Here is a 17,417-nt window from a genome sequence, read left to right on the forward strand (position 1 = left end):
CCATTAGAATACGGCCACTTTTCCGCGGACGCCCTCGGCGGTGGCGCGACAGCGCGCTGGCCAGGCGCTCGTACTTCGGCCCATCTGCCTGCGCCGCGCCTCACCAAAACCACTGTGTCCTACGTCTCCGAAACACGGCGCCGCCGTACCTTTGCCATCATTTCCCACCCTGACGCTGGCAAGACCACGCTGACGGAAAAGCTGCTGCTGTTCTCGGGCGCGATCCAGATCGCCGGCGCGGTGAAAGGGCGCAAGGCCAGCCGCCATGCCACCAGCGACTGGATGGAAATCGAAAAGCAGCGGGGCATCTCGGTGGCCAGCTCGGTCATGCAGATGGCCTATCGCGACCACGTGGTCAACCTGCTGGACACGCCGGGCCACAAGGACTTTTCGGAAGACACGTACCGCGTGCTCACCGCCGTCGATTCGGCCCTGATGGTGATCGATGCGGCCAACGGCGTGGAAGCGCAGACACGCCGCCTGATCGAGGTCTGCCGCCAGCGGGACACGCCCATCATCACCTTCGTGAACAAGATGGACCGCGAAGTGCGCGAGCCGCTGGACATCCTGGACGAAGTCGAGCGCGAACTGGGCATGCCCTGCGTGCCCATGACCTGGCCGGTGGGCCAGGGCAAGAACTTCGGCGGCATCATCAACCTGCGCACGCAGACCATGACGGTGTTCGAGTCGGGCAGCGAACGCCGTCCACAGGATTTCGAGGCCATTCCCCTGTCGGACGCCGACAACCTGCGCGCGCGCTTCGGCAGTGAATTCGACGCCGCGATCGAAAGCATGGAACTGGCCGTGGGCGCTTCGCCCACCTGGGACCACGAAGCCTTTCTCGCCGGCAAGCAAACGCCGGTGTTCTTCGGCTCCGGCGTGAACAATTTCGGGGTCATGGAGGTGCTGGACGCCCTGGTCGATCTGGCGCCGTCGCCGCGTCCCCGGCTGAGCAGCCTGCAGGTGAACAAGCAGCCGGTCGAGAAGACCGTGCAGCCCGAAGACGAGACTTTTGCCGGCGTGGTGTTCAAGGTGCAGGCCAACATGGACGCCAACCACCGCGACCGCATCGCGTTCGTGCGCGTCGCCTCCGGCAAGTACACGCCGGGCATGAAGCTCAAGGTGCAGCGCACCGCCAAGGAGCTGCGCCCCACCAGCGTCGTGACCTTCATGTCGCAGCGCCGCGAAGCGGTGGAAGAGGCCTATGCCGGCGACATCATCGGCTTCACGACCCACGGCGGCGTGCAGCTGGGCGACACCATCACCGACGGTGCCAGCCTGCAGTTCACCGGCCTGCCGTTCTTCGCGCCCGAACTGTTCATGACGGTCATTTTGAAGAACCCGTTGCGTACCAAGCAGCTCCAACAAGGCCTGGCCCAGCTGGGCGAAGAAGGTGCCATCCAGGTCTTCAAGCCCGACGCCGGCGGCGCCATGCTGCTGGGCGCCGTGGGCCAGCTGCAGTTCGAAGTCGTGCAGCACCGCCTCAAGACCGAGTACGACGCCGACGTGCGGCTCGAGGGTTGCCAATACACCGGCGCCCGCTGGATCACCGCCGACAGCCCGACGGACCTGCGCGCGTTCACCGACGCCTACCCGCTGCGCTTGGCGCACGATGCGGCGGACACCCTGGCCTACCTGTGCACCTCGCCCTACGACGTGCGCCTGGCGCAGGAGCGGTTTCCCAAGATCCACTTCCATCCGTTGCGCGAGCACGCCGGCCTGGCGCTGCAAGCCGCAGGTTGAGGGCACGCCCTCCACTGCCCGTGGGAGCGACGCTGCCTTCCTCTTCCGTTCCCCGCGCAGGCGTTGTGCTGCGTGGCGGCTGGGCGGCGGCCACCCCTTTCCTCGTGATCTGGAGCGCCTTGATGGCGCTGTACGGCACATGGTTGATGGCGTTCTGGCCCGGCATCCTGGGCGAAGACTCGGTGTCCATCCTGCTGGAGGTGGAGCGCGGCGGCGACTTCCGGTCGGGCAAGACGGTGTTCTGGTATTACTTCGTTCGCCTGTTCTACGAGGGCACGCGGCGGGTGGAAGTGCCCATGGCGGTCTTGCTGTGCCTGTGCGCTCTGATCTTTGCCCGCATGCTGGCGTGGTACTGGCGCCAGGGCCTGAAGAAGAGCTTCGCGGTCGCGCTCGTGCTGGTGTGCGTGGCACCGCACATGGTCTATTTCATGGGCACGCTTTACCCCGACGGCATCTTTGCCGTGGCAGTGAGCGGACTGCTGTTCGAGCTATGGCTGGCCGCCCGCCAGCGCACCATCGGTGTGGCATCGCTGGCCATGGTGGCGGTGACCCTGCCCTTTGCGGCCTTCGCGCGGCCGAACGGCATCGTCTTTCTGGTGCCGGCCGTGGCTGTGCTGCTGGTGCTGGACCGCCGCACACGCTGGAGGCTCGCCGCCCTGATCGGCACGGTTTGCGTGGCGATGTTCGCAGGCCACCAACTGCACCCCTCCCGGACGCAAGAGGCCGTCTACCCCATGGTCGTCTTCGAGACGGTGAACTTCATGAAGCCCCGGGCCATGAACCAGCTGTGGGACCAGTACCCCCACATGAACGACCCCTGGGTGCTGGCCACGCCCAAGGTCTCTCCGGCCACGACCGAGTTGCTCGGCCGCTACCGCCAGCGATCTCACCTGCTGGCCTACACCGACCCGGCGTACTGGGACATGCTCGTCTTTCACCCCGAAGGCCCGCATGTGGAAGGCTTGCCCCAGGCCGACCAGAAGACGCTGGTGCATGAGTTCTTCCGCTACAACCTCTGGCAGAACCTGCCTGACTTCTTGGGCAGCCGGGTCAATGTCTTCCTGGCGGCAGCGCTCGCACAGGGGGGCTTTCCGGCAGTGACCTATTCCACATACGTGCTGTCACGCACGCAGGCGGAATCGGTCTTTCGACAGTTCGACTTGCGGGGCGTGGAGCGCCGCTTCGTCGCCTTGCAAAAAGCCAGCCATGCCTGGCGATGGCTGCTCTGGACTCCCTGGCTCGGCCTGCTCTTGCTGGCCTGGGCGCTGCGCCGGGGCAGCGCCCGGCGCGAACTGCCGCTGCTGATCGTGGCCCTGCCCATGGCCGTGCAGCTCGCAGCCATCTTTCTGCTTTCCACGGCGGGGGAGTACCGGTACCTGCTGCCGTTCTTCACCCTGCCCCTGGCCTTGCTTCCCGCTTTCGCCCTGCGCCACTCGGCGCCGGCCCGCCCCGTGTCGGCATGACACGCCCTCTGCGCTACCCACCATGTCCCTTTTACTCACGTCCCTGACCCTCCTGTGCGTGTTCGGCATTTCCGTCGGACAGCTGCTGTTCAAGAAAGCCGCCATGATGCTGCCGGCCCAGCCGGCGCTGACCGACTGGATCTTCAACGGCTGGCTCATCGTGGCGCTGGCGCTCTACGGCGTGACCACGCTGCTGTGGATCTGGGTGCTGCGCAGTGCGCCGCTGCACCTGGCGTACCCGTTCATGGGGCTGGCGTTCCTGATCGTGCCGGCGATGGGGTGGTTCTTTCTGAAGGAGCCGCTGCACCTGCAGACCTTCATCGGCGGCGCGCTGATCCTGGCGGGCATCGCCGTGGCCGGGAGGGCTTCCGCATGACGCAGCCACCAATGACCATCGCCGTCGCCATTCCCTGCTACAAGGTCACGCAGCACGTGCTGGAGGTGATCCGCACCATTCCGGCCAGCGTCTCGCGCATCTACGCGGTGGACGATGCCTGCCCCGACGGTAGCGGCGCCTTCATCCAGCAGCACTGCACCGATCCGCGCGTGCAGGTGCTCTTCAACCCGGAAAACCAGGGCGTTGGCGGCGCGGTGGTGACCGCCTACCGGCAGGCGGTGCTTGACGGCATGCACATCGTGGTCAAGATCGACGGCGACGGCCAGATGAACCCCCGCCTGTTGCCGCTGTTCGTTCGCCCCATCCAGGACGGCCGGGCCGACTACACCAAAGGCAACCGCTTCTTTCGGCCCGAATCGGTGCGCGGCATGCCGGCCATGCGCCTGTTCGGCAACGCGGTGCTGTCGTTCATGACCAAGCTCAGCTGCGGCTACTGGCCCATCATGGACCCGACGAACGGCTACACCGCCATCCACACCAGCGTGCTGCGCGAGCTTCCGCTGGACAAGCTGGAGCGCCGCTATTTCTTCGAAACCGACATGCTGTTCCGCCTGAACACGCTGCGGGCGGTGGTGCGCGACGTGCCCATGGACGCCGTGTACGCGGACGAGGAGTCGAACCTCAAGATCGGCAAGGTGCTGCCCGAATTTTTGAAGAAACACGCCTCGCGCCTGGCCCGCCGCTACGTGTACAGCTATTTCGTGCGCGACTTCAACGTCGGCTCGATTTACAGCATCTTCGGCATGCTGCTGCTGCTGGCGGGCGGCCTCTTCGGAGCAATGCACTGGATCAACAGCGCCTACGGCACCCACCCTGCAACCAGCGGCACGGTCATGCTGGCGGCGTTGCCGGTGCTCATCGGCATCCAGTTCCTGGTGGCGTTTCTGCACTACGACGTGGGCAGCGTGCCCACTGAACCCCTGAGCACCTATCTGCGGCCGGACGATCTGGACGGCTTGAAGGATCTGCCTGGAGACTCGACGCCATGAGCGCCCATCCCGCCCACGCGAACGCGCAGTTTCATACCGGCCAAACCTTCTCGCCCGCTGAACGTGCGACCCTGCAATGGATGATTTGGGGCCTGATCGTGCCCCTCATCTTCTATGCCGCGCGCACGGTGGAAGTGCTCACGCGGGTGGAGATTCCATTCGACTCGCTGCACACCTATCTGCCGCTCGCGCGGCAATTGCTGGAAGATGCGGCCGAGCTGTTCGGCGACCCGGCGATGCTCAAGGTGGCCCCTGGCGCGGTCGTCTACATGGCGCTGTCCGGGGCGGACCCGCTCGCCGTCAAGGCGGCGAACCTTGCGATCTCGCTCGTGGCGCTGGTGCTCACGTTCGACGCCGCACGCAAGATCGGGGGCCGCGTCGCCGCCGCCGCTGCGGCATGGCTGTTCGTGCTGCCCCACATGCTGGTGGAAGCCGGCGCCGTGCTCATGGGCGAGGCACCCTTCGTGTTCCTCGTCGCGGTGTGGATCTGGGCCACTGCCTACGCCGCGGACACGGCGCCCGGCAAAAGCGCCGCGCGCTGGCGCATCGCCGCCGTGGTGCTGGGCGGGCTGGCCCTGGGCGCCGCCACCCTCACCCGCGCCACCTACATGTACTGGCTGCCGTTTGCCGTGATAGCTTTCTTCATCGCCTCTCGCAAGCTGCAGGGCGCCCAGCGCGGCGCAGCCGTGCGCATCGCGGCAGTGCACCTGATCGCGCTGGCCTTGGTGGGCGCTTACATGGCGCGGCAAAACGAAGAGTTCGGCCGGCCGATGATCGCTACTGGTACGGGCGCGGCGCTGTACTTCGGTAGCAATCCCGTGCTGTCCGGCTACGAGCCGCCTTATTTTGGGATGGTGCATGACGAGTCAACGGTGACGGATGGCCATGGCCACCTGTCCATCGAGGGCGACCGCCGCCTGATGGCCGTCGCCAAAACCATGCTGCGGGAGACGCCCTTCCCTGTGCTGGCACAGATGTACGTGCAAAAGCTCGGTGCCGTGCTGTTCTTCAGCCGAGCACACCTGGACCGCCATGTCATGAACGACAGGTCCTGGCGCGTAGTGCTGGTGCTCCTCGCCTGCCTGGGCGTATGGGGTGCGCGGCGGCACCTGATGGGGTGGATGCTGGCCGGTGCCGCCGCCTACCAGTGCGCGGTGCACGTGCCGGTGCTCTACAACCCGCGCTACAGCATCAGCGCGCTCGACATTCTGTTCGTGCTGATCGCCGCCCAGGGAGTGGCGCTTTTATGGCGCCAGCCGCGGCGGAACGTGGCTTTGGGCGGTGCCCTCGCCACCATCGTGGCAGGCATCGCGCTCGGCGCGTATCACGCTCGCGTCAGCGCTCCCGTCATGCCCAATCTGAGCCTGGGACACCCCGTGTTACTGCAGACGGCAGAGCCCGATACGGTCCAGACGCACGGGTGGGACGGTGACCCGTTCACAGTCGAGGCGAGCTTGGAGTCAGGGAAAGCCTTGATCGAGTGGCGTGCGAAGGCGTTCAAGATGGATGGCATTTCCATCATTCGATTGCCGCTGCAGCACCTGCAAGGCCAGTGTCAGCGCCTCTGGGTCGGCTATACCCGGCCCGACGGCGCCGCACGGTCCAGCCTGGTGCGCCTGGATGGACTCAAAGCGGGGCAGGACATCACCTGGGGCACGATGCCGCTGCTGATACCCGGGCCGCCCGGCCGATTGACGCTTGAATTCGACTGCAAGCCAGGCACCCGCATGCAATTCGGAGAACTGGCCCTGTACGAAGCGAGCCCTGGACGTTTTTACCGGGAAAAAGCGCTCGCGGCCCCTTAGGGGTTGCGCCCCACCTTTCATGCGGGATCGCCCCGGCTCGACTGAGCAGGGCTTCGCGGTTCTCTTCCAACGGACGCTCAGCCATGCGCTTTTTTCACGCTTGCCGGTTTCTAGTGATGGCTCTGCCGCTGTGGGGAGCCGCCGCACACGCAGATACCGTCCCTGCGTCTTCGCCCGCACCTGCTGTGGAACGTGCCCCGTTCATCGTCGCCCCGACGATCGTTGGAACGATGGTATGCGACGAGGCCGCCAACGACCCAGGAACAAAGACCTACGACGCGGCCATCGAACTGTGCCACGCGCGCAAGCGCACTGGCGCTGCGGCGATCAACCGGCTGCTCGATACGCTGGAACCCGGCGGACCCCGTGGGCAGGTGCAGATTGGCTTCACGGCGACACTGCAATTGCTCGCGCTGTACCGCAAAACTGCCGCAGGCTGGGAAATCGACACCTCCAAGGTTGACGAATTCCTGCAACTAGTGGCCGATGTGAAGCGGCCTGTCGTGCTGTATCTGGCAGGTGACCACTTCGACTCCACCGGCCCACTGACCATCGAGTTGGAAAAAGACCCGCGCAACCTCATGCAGTTGCCAGGGGGCAAGCCGTTGGAACTGGGCTATTTCGGCTATCGCATCACGCCCTATACGCTCGAGACGGACGCCTCCATTCCGGTGAACCGTTATCGATACGAGGCACTTCGCTATGTCGCGCGCCGTATCAAGGCATTGCCTGCTGATCAGCAGCAGCGCATCGTCGCCATCACGCTCGCGGGCGAGCTGCACCACTTGTTTCCTGATTTCGAACACGGCATGGGTGCCTACCAAGACATCCGGACCACTGACTACAGCCCAGCATCGGTGGCCGGCTTTCAGGCCTATCTGGCCAAACAGTACGGCACCATTGCAGCGCTCAATCAACAGGTTGGAACCGCCTATTCAGCATTCGACGCCGTAGCAGCGCCCTCGCACGACGCTAGCCGCGAACCAGCGACTCGCCAGGGAAAGCACTACGACGCCTTTGCCGACGGCACACTCCCCCTCTCGGGTTGGCTTTGGGATCCAGAAAGCCGTTTGACCGGGCTCGACCTGTACCTGGATGCCCGCTATGTCGGGCCGGTCGCACGAAGCCTCAACCGACTGGATGTGTATCGGGCGCTCGACGTGGTCACTACGCCGAATGTCGGCTTTCGCACCGATGTGGATTTCAGCGTCCTGCCCCCGGGCAAGCATCTGGCGCAGATCGTGGCGCGTGTGGGCGGCGCGCGGTTTGAAGTGGCGCAGACCGAGTTCACCGTCATGCCGCGGGACCGTCGCGCCGCACTTCCCAACAAGCGTCCGCCGCAGGTGTTTGGCCTGAAGTCTGTAAGTGCGCTTCCCGGCGTTCGCTCATGGCTCGACCTGCCCAAGCCCCAGCAAGGCGTGCTTTTCAACCCCCTCGCGCGCGACTGGAACCGTTACCGGGAGCAGCAGGTGTCACGTCAATTGGACGAGTTCTACCGCATCGCCCTCGGCGAGGGCCTGCCGGCCGAAAAGCTCTACTCGCACCAGATCGTGCCCAACGTGAATTCGTCGTGGAACCCCCAGCTTTTCGCGGCCGACCAGACCCTGCAAGGCTCCATGCCCTGGAAGCACGGCATCAACCTGTATGGCGGCGCCACTGACAGCGACTGGGTGCGCGGGTTCCTGGCCGAACGCAAGATCGCCGACTACGGCGTGCCCGAATTCAATCCGCAGCAGTGGAAGCGCGACGGCGCCCACCTGGCTGCCATGCAGTCGCACTACACCGGCGGCGCGCGCTTCATCAGCCCGTACTACTTCTCGGTGATTCCGAACCGGTTCAAGGGCAGCGCCGAGAACGGCGTGAATCGCATGGAACTGGGACCGGACAACACCAAGGACGGCTCCGACCGCTTCTACAAGGCGATCATCGAGTTCGCCAAGCGCTGAGCCATCGATCGCGGCAGCCAACGCTGTCGCTCCGGCCTCACGTTGGGCCATCTGACGACCTCACGACCTCCCGCACCTTCGTTTCCCGACATGCCCTTGCCTTCCACCGACCACGAAACACTCCAGCCCCTGGCCGCGTGGCAGCCGCCACCGGCGATTGCCGGGGTGTTCACCGACATCGACGACACGCTCACTACCGAGGGCGCCATCACCGGCGATGCGCTGGCGGCCATCGCGAGCCTGAGGGCGGCGGGCCTGCACGTGATCCCGATCACCGGGCGCCCCGTGGGCTGGAGCAAGCCCTTTGCCGCGGCTTGGCCGGTGGACGCCATCGTGGCGGAAAACGGCGCCGTCGCGCTGGTGGCCGATCATGGTCAAAACACCCTCCAGCGCAATCAGAACGACGGTAGTGCGCTATCAAAACTATATCAACAGGATGCCGAGACCCGGGCACGGAACTACGCCCGCATGCAGGCCGTGCTGGCGCAAATCGAACACGAGGTGCCAGGGGCGCGCCGCGCCACCGACTCGGCCGGGCGAGAGTGCGACATCGCCATCGACCACAGCGAGTTCGTGCACCTGCCGCAGGCCACCATCGACCAGGTGGTGGAGCGCATGCGCGCGGCGGGCATGCATGCCACGGTGAGCAGCATCCACATCAACGGCTGGTTCGGCGACCACAACAAGCTGGAAGGCGCGCGCTGGATCGTGCGCAAGTTGCTGGGGCGCGATCTGGACGCCGAAATGGACCGCTGGGTGTACGTGGGCGACTCCACCAACGACCAGCTGATGTTCGAGCGCTTCGCGCACAGCGTGGGGGTGGCGAACATCGCGCGCTTCGTGCCGCAACTGCGCCATCGGCCCCGCTACGTCACGCCGGGCGAGCGCGGTGCCGGGTTTGCCGAGGTCGCACGGGCGATTTTGAAAGAAATCGGCCCTCTGCCTTAGAGAATATTGCGGTGGCAGCTATGTTTTTAATAGCAAAACGCAGTTTGCCACGGCCTTGCCATCGGTAAGGCACGGCCCCACCGAAGCCGCAGGGCGCAGGCCGGCGCCGTGCCGGCCAACGCACCACCGCACCGCACCCCCACGAACGATTACTGCGGCTTGCCCAGGCCCAGCTTTTCCACCAGGGCCTTCTCGCGCGCGAAGGTGTCCTGGGCGAACTGGCGGTAGCTCGCGCTGTCCATGTAGATCGGCACCATGTCGTAGCGGGCCAGCGCCGTGCGGTAGCTTTCCTGCTCCATGGCCTGCTTGAACGCGTCGTGCAGCCGCTTGACCACATCGGGCGGCGTTCCCTTGGGGGCGCCGATGCCGAAGGGCGAGTTCTGGACCACGTCGATGCCCAGTTCCTTGAGCGTGGGTGCATCGGGGAACTTGGCCAGGCGCTCCGCGCCCCAGGTGTTCAGCACGCGCAGCTTGCCGGCCTCGACCTGCGGCGCGAAACCCGTGGAGTCGGCCGCCGCCATGAGCTGCCCGCCCATGATGGCCTGCATCAGGTCGGCACTGCCCTTGTAGGGCACATGCAGCAATTGGATGCCCAGCTGCTGCGCAGCCAATTCCATGGTCAGGTGCGGGCTGGTGAGCGTGCCGGTGGAGCCGTAGCTGAGCCTGCCGGGGTTGGCCTTGGCATAGGCCACGAAATCCGCCCAGGTCTTGAACGGCGAATCGGCCGGCACCACCACGCCGAAGGCGTAGCCCGTCACGTTCAGCACGTAGGTGATGTCCTTGACCGGGTCCCAGTTGATCTTGGTGGTGTAGGGCAGCCGGAACACGCCCAGCGGAATCTGCGCCACGGTGTAGCCGTCGGGGGCCGAGGACTGCAGCAGCTGCGCGGGCAGCGTACCGCCGGCACCGGGCTTGTTGTCGATGATGACGGGCTGGCCGAGCGCCTTGCCGGCGCTGTCGGCCAGGGCACGCATGGTGATGTCGGTGGGGCCGCCCGCCGGGAAGGCGATCACCAGCTTGATGGGCTTGGCGGGAAAGGATTGGGCACGGGCGGTGAGGGCGGGAGCGGCCAGGGCCGCGGCCCCGAGCTGCATGAGATGACGGCGCTGCATGATCGAACGGTTCTCGCAAACAAATTAGGCAGCCGCCATTGCATCGCAGCTCGCCCTGGCCTTGCAGGCCGTAAACCCTGAGACGCTGTCACCCACGCGTCATGCGCGCCAAGGCGGGGTTGCGGCGCTGGCACCGCCTGGCGCCCAGGCTCCCTCGTCCTACAGGGGCCGACGCGCGGAACCGACACGCCCACAGCAAGCGCCCGCGTACCTTCATCCCGGCGCACGCGATCGGCGTGACGCTCATCCAGCTTCCCAAAACCCGCGCATCCGGCTCGACGGCCGTTGCCGGGAGCAGCCGTTTCAAGAGGAACCGTCATGCCCAACCAACGCCACGCACCCGTCTTCATCGGGCTGCTCCTCGTCGTGATCGGCCTGGCCATCGGGGTCGGCGGGGTCTGGCTGATCGCGCTGGGGGGATCGTGGTACTACCTGCCCGCCGGCCTGGCAACGCTGCTGGCGGGGTGGATGCTGGCCCAGCGCAACCCTGCCGCGCTCTGGGTGTATGCCGCTCTGGTGCTCGTCACCCTCGTATGGTCGCTGTGGGAGGCGGGGCTCGACTGGTGGCCGCTGGCAGCGCGCGGCGACGTGTTCTTCGTGCTGGGGCTGCTGTTGCTCACGCCGGCGGTCTCACGCGGCTTGATGGTGGCGGCATCGCCCCGCGGGCCGCGCCGGGCGCTGGGGGCCTCGCTGGCCGCGTTCTTCGTGGTGGCGGTGGCCTCATGGTTCCACGACGCGCATGACATTCCCGGGGCGTTCGAAGCGCAGGCGGCCACGGCGCCTGCGGCCGCAACTGCCCCTTCCCCGTCCGCGAGTGCCGGCGCGGGCGACGGCGGCATTCCCGCCGGCGAGTGGCACGCCTACGGCCGCACGGGCGCAGGGCAGCGCTACTCTCCGCTCGGCCAGATCACCCCCGACAACGTGCGCGGCCTGGAGGTCGCGTGGCAGTTCCGCACCGGCGACGTGCGCGGAAAGCCCGGCGACCCGCAGGAAACCACGTTCGAGGTCACCCCGCTCAAGATCGGCAACCGGCTGTACCTGTGCACGCCGCACCAGTCGGTGATCGCCCTCGACGCGACCACCGGCGCGCAGGTCTGGCGCTACGACACGCAGATCAAAGGCCAGGGCGAACTGGCGCTGCAGCATCTGACCTGCCGGGGCCTGTCGTACCAGCCACCGGAGCCGGCAGCCGGCGCCGCCCCCGCTGCTATCACTGCCACCGCTACTACCAGTTCGGCAGGCGGCACCAGCACCGACCCCGCAATGGCGGCTGCGCCCATTGGTGACGCTGCATCCACTTCTGCCTCGGCCTCTACCTCTGCGCCTGCATCGACCGCGGTTGCCTCGGCCGCTTCCGCCCCGCAGGCACCTGCAGCGCCCGCCACTCCTGTCCCAGCCGCCGCGAGCCTCAACACCGTGACCTGCGAAGGCCGCCTGTTCATGCCCACGGCGGACGGCCGGCTGCTGGCGCTGGACCCGCGCACCGGCTCGCTGTGCAGCGACTTCGGCAACGGCACCGGGCAGATCGACCTGTGGGCCGGCATGCCCAACAAGCGCCCCGGCGCGTACTACTCCACCTCGCCCGCGGTGGTCACGCGCGATCTCATCATCATCGGCGGCACCGTGCTGGACAACGCGTCCACCAAGGAACAGTCGGGCGTGATCCGGGCCTACAACGTGCGCACCGGCGCGCTGGTGTGGAACTGGGACTCGGCCAAGCCCGAAGCCACCGCGCCCATCGGGCCGGGCGAAACGTACACGGCCAATTCACCCAACAGCTGGTCGATTTCCAGCGTGGACGAAACCCTGGGCCTGGTCTACGTGCCCATGGGCAACCAGCCGCCCGACCAGTGGGGCGGCCGGCGCAGCCCCGAGGTGGAGCGCTATTCGTCCTCCGTCGTGGCGCTGGAGCTGGCCACCGGCCGCGTGCGGTGGCACTTCCAGACCGTGCACCACGACCTGTGGGACTACGACGTGCCTGCCCAGCCCAGCCTGGTGGACCTGACGGTGAAGGGCGAGCGCGTGCCCGCGCTGGTACAGCCCACCAAGCAGGGCGAAGTGTTCGTGCTCGACCGCCGCACCGGCAACCCCATCCTGCCGGTGACCGAAGAGCCCGCACCGCAGGGCGCCGCCGAAGGCGACCGCACCGCGCCCACCCAGCCCAAGTCGGCCCTGTCGTTCGACCCGCCGCCGCTCACCGGCGCGGACATGTGGGGCGTCACCCTGTTCGACCAGCTGATGTGCCGCATCGCGTTCGAAAAGCTCCGCTTCGAAGGCCGGTTCACACCGCCCTCCACGCGCGGCACGCTGGTCTATCCGGGCAACTTCGGGGTGTTCAACTGGGGCGGCGTGGCCGTGGACCCGCAGCGCGAGATGGCGTTCACCACGCCCACGTACCTGGCCTTCACCTCGCAGTTGATCCCGCGCAACGATGAGACGACGCTGCTCGTCCAGCCCGGCGGCGCGCCCCCGCACGGCATGCTGCCCGCGCTGAACGAAAACGTCGGTGCACCGTTCGCCGTGCGGCTCAAGCCCTTCGTCTCGGTGCTGGGCATTCCCTGCCAGGCGCCGCCCTGGGGCTATGTGGCCGGCGCCGACCTGACCACGGGCAAGATCGTGTGGAAGCACAAGAACGGCACCGTGCGCGACCTGGCTCCCGTGCCCGTGCCATTCAAGATGGGCGTGCCCAACCTGGGCGGCCCGGTGACCACGGCCGGCGGGGTGGCGTTCCTCTCGGGCACGCTCGACTACTACGTGCGGGCCTACGACGTCGCCAACGGCAAGGAACTGTGGAAGAGCCGGCTTCCCGCTGGCGGCCAGGCCACGCCGATGACCTACACCGGCGCGGACGGGCGCCAATACATCGTGGTGGCGGCGGGCGGCCATGGCTCCCTGGGCACCCGCACGGGCGACTGGCTGATCGCGTACGCACTGCCCCGCAGCTGAGGGGCTTTGGCTTCAAGCACCAAAAAGGCCTCCAGCGCAATCAATACACCGGTGTACTGCTATTAATTTTATAGTGAACCGGCAGGGCCATTGCCAGCACCTCCGTCCTGAGTCGGCGGCCTCAGCGGCGGCGCATCGCAGCCGATGCCCGCCGCAATCCAGCGCCGGGCCAGCGCGCGCATGAGGCCCACCGCCCAGGCGCTGCGCCACCCGGTGACCTCGCCGGGATCGTCCACCATGCCGCAGACATAGCGGCCGGCCGAGGCTGCAGGGCCCCGTTCAGCGCCCGGGCCGGCCACCGCACCGCCTGACACTGGCACCCGCGTCGGCACGCTGCTGCAGCTCGACCTCGAACCTTCTCCCAACGTCTCCACCCCTTCCAACCCTTCCTCATGCCATCGCAGCGCAGCGCAGGGGCCGGTGCGCCGGCGCGATACCAGCATGCCCAGCGGACAGGGTTCGGCCAGGCAGCACAGGCCGCAGCCGTTGCAAGGCGCGCCTTCGGCCGGCTGCGACGGGGCCGAAGGGTGCACATGCACGACCTGCCACTGCGCGCCGGCAGCCGTGCCCGGACTACCGGCAGCACGGGCGGCCGGGGCATCGTCAGGACGGGAATCGTCGGGCAGGGGCATGGCGGAGGTAAGGAGGAGCGGGGCAGCAGCGCGGGTGGCTCAGGGAATCCGGGGCAGGACTGGTTCACGGCTGCGCCCCATTGTTGCGCCACAGCCTCCCGAACGCCCATGAAAAAAGCGCCCCGAAGGGCGCTTTCTCTCTGGCCTGTCAAAAAGGCCCGACGCAGCGGATCGATCAGTGCTGCAGGATCTTGTTGAGGAAGTCCTTGGTGCGCGGCTGGCGGGCGTCCGGGTTGTTGAAGAAGTCGTCCTTGGAGCAGTCCTCCAGGATCTTGCCGCCCACGTCCATGAAGATCACGCGGTTGCTGACCTTGCGGGCAAAGCCCATTTCGTGGGTCACGCACATCATGGTCATGCCTTCGTTGGCGAGACCCACCATCACGTCCAGCACTTCGCCCACCATTTCGGGGTCGAGCGCCGAAGTCGGCTCGTCGAACAGCATCACGATGGGGTCCATCGACAGAGCGCGTGCAATGGCCACACGCTGCTGCTGGCCGCCCGACAGCTGGCCCGGAAACTTGTCCTTGTGCGCCGACAGGCCCACGCGGTCCAGCATCTTGAGGCCGCGCTTCTTGGCTTCGTCCGCGCCCCGGCCCAGCACCTTGACCTGCGCGATCGTCAGGTTCTCGGTCACCGACAGGTGGGGGAACAGTTCGAAGTGCTGGAACACCATGCCCACGCGGCTGCGCAGCTTGGGCAGGTTGGTCTTCGGGTCGTGCACGGCGATGCCGTCCACGAAGATCTCGCCCTTCTGGAAGGGCTCGAGCGCGTTGATGGTCTTGATCAGCGTGGACTTGCCGGAACCCGAGGGGCCGCACACCACCACGACCTCGCCCTTCTGGATGGAAGTGGAGCAGTCGGTCAGCACCTGGAAGCTGCCGTACCACTTCGAGACGTTCTTCATTTCAATCATTGCTTTTTCCTCACTCTTTCCGCTCAGCGGATGATGGCGATTTTCCGGTGCAGGCGCTTCACGAACCAGGACAGTGCAAAGCACATCACAAAGTACACGACAGCCGCCAGCAGATAGGCCTCGATCGGCCGACCATAGTTCTTGCCCGCCGTCTCGAAGCCCTTGAGCATGTCGTAGGCGCCGATGGCGTAGACCAGCGAAGTGTCCTGGAACAGGATGATGGTCTGCGTGAGCAGCACCGGCAGCATGTTGCGGAACGCCTGCGGCAGGATCACGAGCTTCATGTTCTGGCCGTACGTCATCCCCAGCGCCTGGCCTGCGAACACCTGCCCGCGCGAGATCGACTGGATCCCGGCGCGCATGATTTCGCTGAAGTAAGCGGCTTCGAAGGCGATGAAGGTGATCACCGCCGACAGCTCGGACCGGTAACTCGTTCCGATGCCGCCGGGAAGGGCCGCGTAGAACGAGGCCGGCACCAGCAGGAAGAACCACAGGATCACCATCACCAGCGGAATGCTGCGCATGCCGTTGACGTAGAACGTGGCGGGCGCATCCAGCCACTTCTTGCCCGACAGGCGCATCAGCGCCAGCACGGTGCCCAGCAAGATGCCGCCGATCGTGGCGATCAACGTCAGCATGATGCTGAAGTAAAAGCCCTTGACGACGAACTTGCTGATGATGTCCCAGCTATAGAAGGAAAGGTCGAGATTCATCATGTCAGTGACCTCCTGAGCCACTGGACACGATCAGGCCCGGCACCCGCGTGCGCTTTTCGATGAAGGCCATGATGCGGTTGATGGCGAAGGCCGAGACCACGTACAGGCCGGTCACTGCCAGGTAGATTTCGATGCCCCGCGAGGTCTCTTCCTGCGCCTGCATGGCGAACATCGTCAGTTCGGCCACCGACACGGCGAAGGCCACGGACGAGTTCTTGAAGATGTTCATCGTCTCGCTCGTGAGCGGCGGAATGATGATGCGAAACGCCATCGGCAGCAGCACGTAGCGGTAGTACTGCACGGTCGTGAAGCCCATGGCCATGCCAGCGTAGCGCTGGCCGCGCGGCAGCGCCTGAATGCCCGCCCTCACCTGCTCGGCGATCCGTGCCGACGTGAAGAAGCCCAGCGCCAGCACCACGAGGATGAAGCCCGAGACGCCCTTGAGCACCGGAAAGATCGCGGGCAGCACGTGGTACCACAGAAAAATCTGCACGAGCAGCGGAATGTTCCGGAACAGCTCGACCCACGCGTTGCCGAAGCCGACCAGCACCTTGTTGTCCGGCAGCGTGCGCAGCGTGCCGATGAGCGAGCCCATCACCAGCGCGATCACCAGTGCCAGCAAGGCCACCGACACCGTCCAGCCCCATGCAGAAAGCATCCACTGGAGGTAGGTCGGGTATTCACCTCCCGGGTCCTGCAGGAAGACTTGCCAATCCCAATTTGATCCCATGGGAAATCCTTCTCAAATCTCGTTGTCTTCAAACTTGGCGCCCCATCCCGGGCATCCCTGCCGGGGAAACAAACAAACGCCCACCGGGCGGTGGGCGTTTGATGCAGGCGGGCGCCGTGGCGCTCATTCCTTGGTGGCGTACTCTTCCATGGGCTTGTCGTTGGGGTTCGCCCAAGCGGCCTTGGTCGCTTCGCTCACTGGCAGGCCGATCTTCACGTTGTTCGGTGGCACGGGTTGCATGAACCACTTGTCATACAGCTTGGCCATGTCGCCGGACTTGATCTGCGCCTTGATGCTGTCGTCCACGGCCTTCTTGAAGGCAGCGTCGTCCTTGCGGATCATGATGGCGATGGGTTCCACGCTCAGCACTTCGCCGACGATCTTGAAATCGTTGGGGCTCTTGGACTTGGCGATGTTGGATGCAAGGATCGAGCCGTCCATGATGAACGCGTCGGCGCGGCCGGATTCCAGCAGCAGGAAGCTGTCGGAGTGGTCCTTGCCGAACACTTCCTTGAACGTCAGGCCTTCGGCGCGCTTGTTCTTGCGCAGCGTCTGCACCGAGGTGGTGCCGGTGGTCGTGGCGATGTTCTTGCCGTTCAGGTCCTTGATGCCGGTGATGCCCGAATCGGCCTTGACGGCGATGCGCACTTCTTCGACATAGGTCGTGACCGCGAAGGCGACGTCCTTCTGGCGGGCCGCGTTGTTGGTAGTGGAGCCGCACTCGATGTCCACCGTGCCGTTTTGCACCAGCGGAATGCGGTTTTGCGACGTCACGGGCTGGTACTTGACTTCCAGCTTGGACAGGCCGAGCTGCTTTTGCACGTCGGCGATGACCTTGGCGCAAACATCGTAGTGAAAGCCCGTGTACTTGCCGTCACCCAGGGTGTACGAAAGACCGGAAGATTCGCGCACGCCTTCGGTGATCGTGCCGGAGGCCTTGATCTTGGCCAGTGTGTCGTTGGCTTGCGCGAAAGCGCTGCCTGCGGCCAGGGCGGTGATGGCGACTGCCAGCAAATGTTTCTTCATCAGGATCTCCTAAGAACTTACGGATACGAGGGAAAGAATCATTCTAGATAG

Annotated in this window: 14 protein-coding genes; 8 read left to right on the plus strand and 6 right to left on the minus strand. The window is 65.8% G+C overall.

From position 1 onward, the window contains the following. Positions 1-114 precede the first annotated feature (114 nt). The 7 genes from BLT03_RS18755 (at position 115) to BLT03_RS18785 (ending at position 9,291) form a co-directional block, all read left to right on the plus strand. Positions 115-1,743: a peptide chain release factor 3 gene (locus tag BLT03_RS18755; protein ID WP_092745287.1), complete on the plus strand. Its 1,629-nt coding sequence runs from the start codon at positions 115-117 to the stop codon at positions 1,741-1,743. A gap of 20 nt (positions 1,744-1,763) precedes the next feature. Beyond that, positions 1,764-3,206, plus strand: coding sequence for a hypothetical protein (locus BLT03_RS18760; protein ID WP_245711457.1), 1,443 nt, complete (start codon positions 1,764-1,766; stop codon positions 3,204-3,206). A gap of 22 nt (positions 3,207-3,228) precedes the next feature. Beyond that, positions 3,229-3,582: a DMT family transporter gene (locus tag BLT03_RS18765; RefSeq protein ID WP_092745289.1), complete on the plus strand. Its 354-nt coding sequence runs from the start codon at positions 3,229-3,231 to the stop codon at positions 3,580-3,582. After that, positions 3,579-4,592, plus strand: coding sequence for a glycosyltransferase family 2 protein (locus BLT03_RS18770; protein WP_434802414.1), 1,014 nt, complete (start codon positions 3,579-3,581; stop codon positions 4,590-4,592). Before BLT03_RS18765 ends, BLT03_RS18770 begins: the two co-directional genes overlap by 4 nt. Next, complete coding sequence (locus BLT03_RS18775) at positions 4,589-6,397, plus strand: glycosyltransferase family protein (protein WP_092745291.1); 1,809 nt, start codon at positions 4,589-4,591, stop codon at positions 6,395-6,397. Before BLT03_RS18770 ends, BLT03_RS18775 begins: the two co-directional genes overlap by 4 nt. 83 nt (positions 6,398-6,480) lie before the next feature. Next, positions 6,481-8,343, plus strand: a complete 1,863-nt coding sequence (locus tag BLT03_RS18780) for a hypothetical protein (RefSeq protein ID WP_245711458.1) — start codon at positions 6,481-6,483, stop codon at positions 8,341-8,343. Between the two features lie 90 nt (positions 8,344-8,433). Next, on the plus strand, positions 8,434-9,291 hold the full coding sequence (locus BLT03_RS18785) for an HAD-IIB family hydrolase (RefSeq protein WP_092745293.1): 858 nt from the start codon (positions 8,434-8,436) through the stop codon (positions 9,289-9,291). 149 nt (positions 9,292-9,440) lie between these two features. On the opposite strand, the gene BLT03_RS18790 is transcribed toward BLT03_RS18785, so the two are convergent. Then, positions 9,441-10,403, minus strand: coding sequence for a tripartite tricarboxylate transporter substrate binding protein (locus BLT03_RS18790; RefSeq protein ID WP_092745294.1), 963 nt, complete (start codon positions 10,401-10,403; stop codon positions 9,441-9,443). 318 nt (positions 10,404-10,721) lie between these two features. Here BLT03_RS18790 and BLT03_RS18795 point away from each other — a divergent pair, with 318 nt between their 5' ends. Then, entirely contained in the window at positions 10,722-13,349 is a 2,628-nt protein-coding gene (locus BLT03_RS18795; protein WP_092745295.1) for a glucose/quinate/shikimate family membrane-bound PQQ-dependent dehydrogenase, read from the plus strand. Positions 13,350-13,417: 68 nt separating this feature from the next. Here BLT03_RS18795 and BLT03_RS18800 read toward each other — a convergent pair whose 3' ends face one another. The 5 genes from BLT03_RS18800 to BLT03_RS18820 all read right to left on the minus strand — a co-directional run bounded on the left by BLT03_RS18800 (position 13,418) and on the right by BLT03_RS18820 (position 17,366). Then, complete coding sequence (locus tag BLT03_RS18800; RefSeq protein ID WP_092745296.1) at positions 13,418-13,981, minus strand: hypothetical protein; 564 nt, start codon at positions 13,979-13,981, stop codon at positions 13,418-13,420. A 175-nt stretch (positions 13,982-14,156) separates the two neighbouring features. Then, a complete protein-coding gene (locus BLT03_RS18805) occupies positions 14,157-14,894 on the minus strand; it encodes an amino acid ABC transporter ATP-binding protein (protein WP_092745297.1) in 738 nt (245 codons plus the stop codon). Between the two features lie 23 nt (positions 14,895-14,917). Further along, the gene (locus BLT03_RS18810; RefSeq protein WP_092745298.1) at positions 14,918-15,610 is read right to left on the minus strand and encodes an amino acid ABC transporter permease; all 693 of its coding nucleotides are present in this window, start codon (positions 15,608-15,610) and stop codon (positions 14,918-14,920) included. A 1-nt stretch (position 15,611) separates the two neighbouring features. Further along, complete coding sequence (locus BLT03_RS18815; protein ID WP_092745299.1) at positions 15,612-16,340, minus strand: amino acid ABC transporter permease; 729 nt, start codon at positions 16,338-16,340, stop codon at positions 15,612-15,614. Positions 16,341-16,463: 123 nt separating this feature from the next. Next, on the minus strand, positions 16,464-17,366 hold the full coding sequence (locus BLT03_RS18820) for an amino acid ABC transporter substrate-binding protein (RefSeq protein WP_092745300.1): 903 nt from the start codon (positions 17,364-17,366) through the stop codon (positions 16,464-16,466). Between the last annotated feature and the right edge of the window lie 51 nt (positions 17,367-17,417).

Source organism: Paracidovorax valerianellae, assembly GCF_900102625.1.
Classification (GTDB): domain Bacteria; phylum Pseudomonadota; class Gammaproteobacteria; order Burkholderiales; family Burkholderiaceae_C; genus Paracidovorax; species Paracidovorax valerianellae.

Coding starts and splice junctions, on each gene's coding strand:
- BLT03_RS18790 (WP_092745294.1), bottom strand. CDS start 10,403: ATGCAGCGCCGTCATCTCATGCAGCTCGGGGCCGCGGCCCTGGCCGCT.
- BLT03_RS18805 (WP_092745297.1), bottom strand. CDS start 14,894: ATGATTGAAATGAAGAACGTCTCGAAGTGGTACGGCAGCTTCCAGGTG.
- BLT03_RS18785 (WP_092745293.1), top strand. CDS start 8,434: ATGCCCTTGCCTTCCACCGACCACGAAACACTCCAGCCCCTGGCCGCG.
- BLT03_RS18770 (WP_434802414.1), top strand. CDS start 3,579: ATGACGCAGCCACCAATGACCATCGCCGTCGCCATTCCCTGCTACAAG.
- BLT03_RS18775 (WP_092745291.1), top strand. CDS start 4,589: ATGAGCGCCCATCCCGCCCACGCGAACGCGCAGTTTCATACCGGCCAA.
- BLT03_RS18820 (WP_092745300.1), bottom strand. CDS start 17,366: ATGAAGAAACATTTGCTGGCAGTCGCCATCACCGCCCTGGCCGCAGGC.
- BLT03_RS18800 (WP_092745296.1), bottom strand. CDS start 13,981: ATGCCCCTGCCCGACGATTCCCGTCCTGACGATGCCCCGGCCGCCCGT.
- BLT03_RS18810 (WP_092745298.1), bottom strand. CDS start 15,610: ATGATGAATCTCGACCTTTCCTTCTATAGCTGGGACATCATCAGCAAG.
- BLT03_RS18815 (WP_092745299.1), bottom strand. CDS start 16,340: ATGGGATCAAATTGGGATTGGCAAGTCTTCCTGCAGGACCCGGGAGGT.
- BLT03_RS18780 (WP_245711458.1), top strand. CDS start 6,481: ATGCGCTTTTTTCACGCTTGCCGGTTTCTAGTGATGGCTCTGCCGCTG.
- BLT03_RS18765 (WP_092745289.1), top strand. CDS start 3,229: ATGTCCCTTTTACTCACGTCCCTGACCCTCCTGTGCGTGTTCGGCATT.
- BLT03_RS18795 (WP_092745295.1), top strand. CDS start 10,722: ATGCCCAACCAACGCCACGCACCCGTCTTCATCGGGCTGCTCCTCGTC.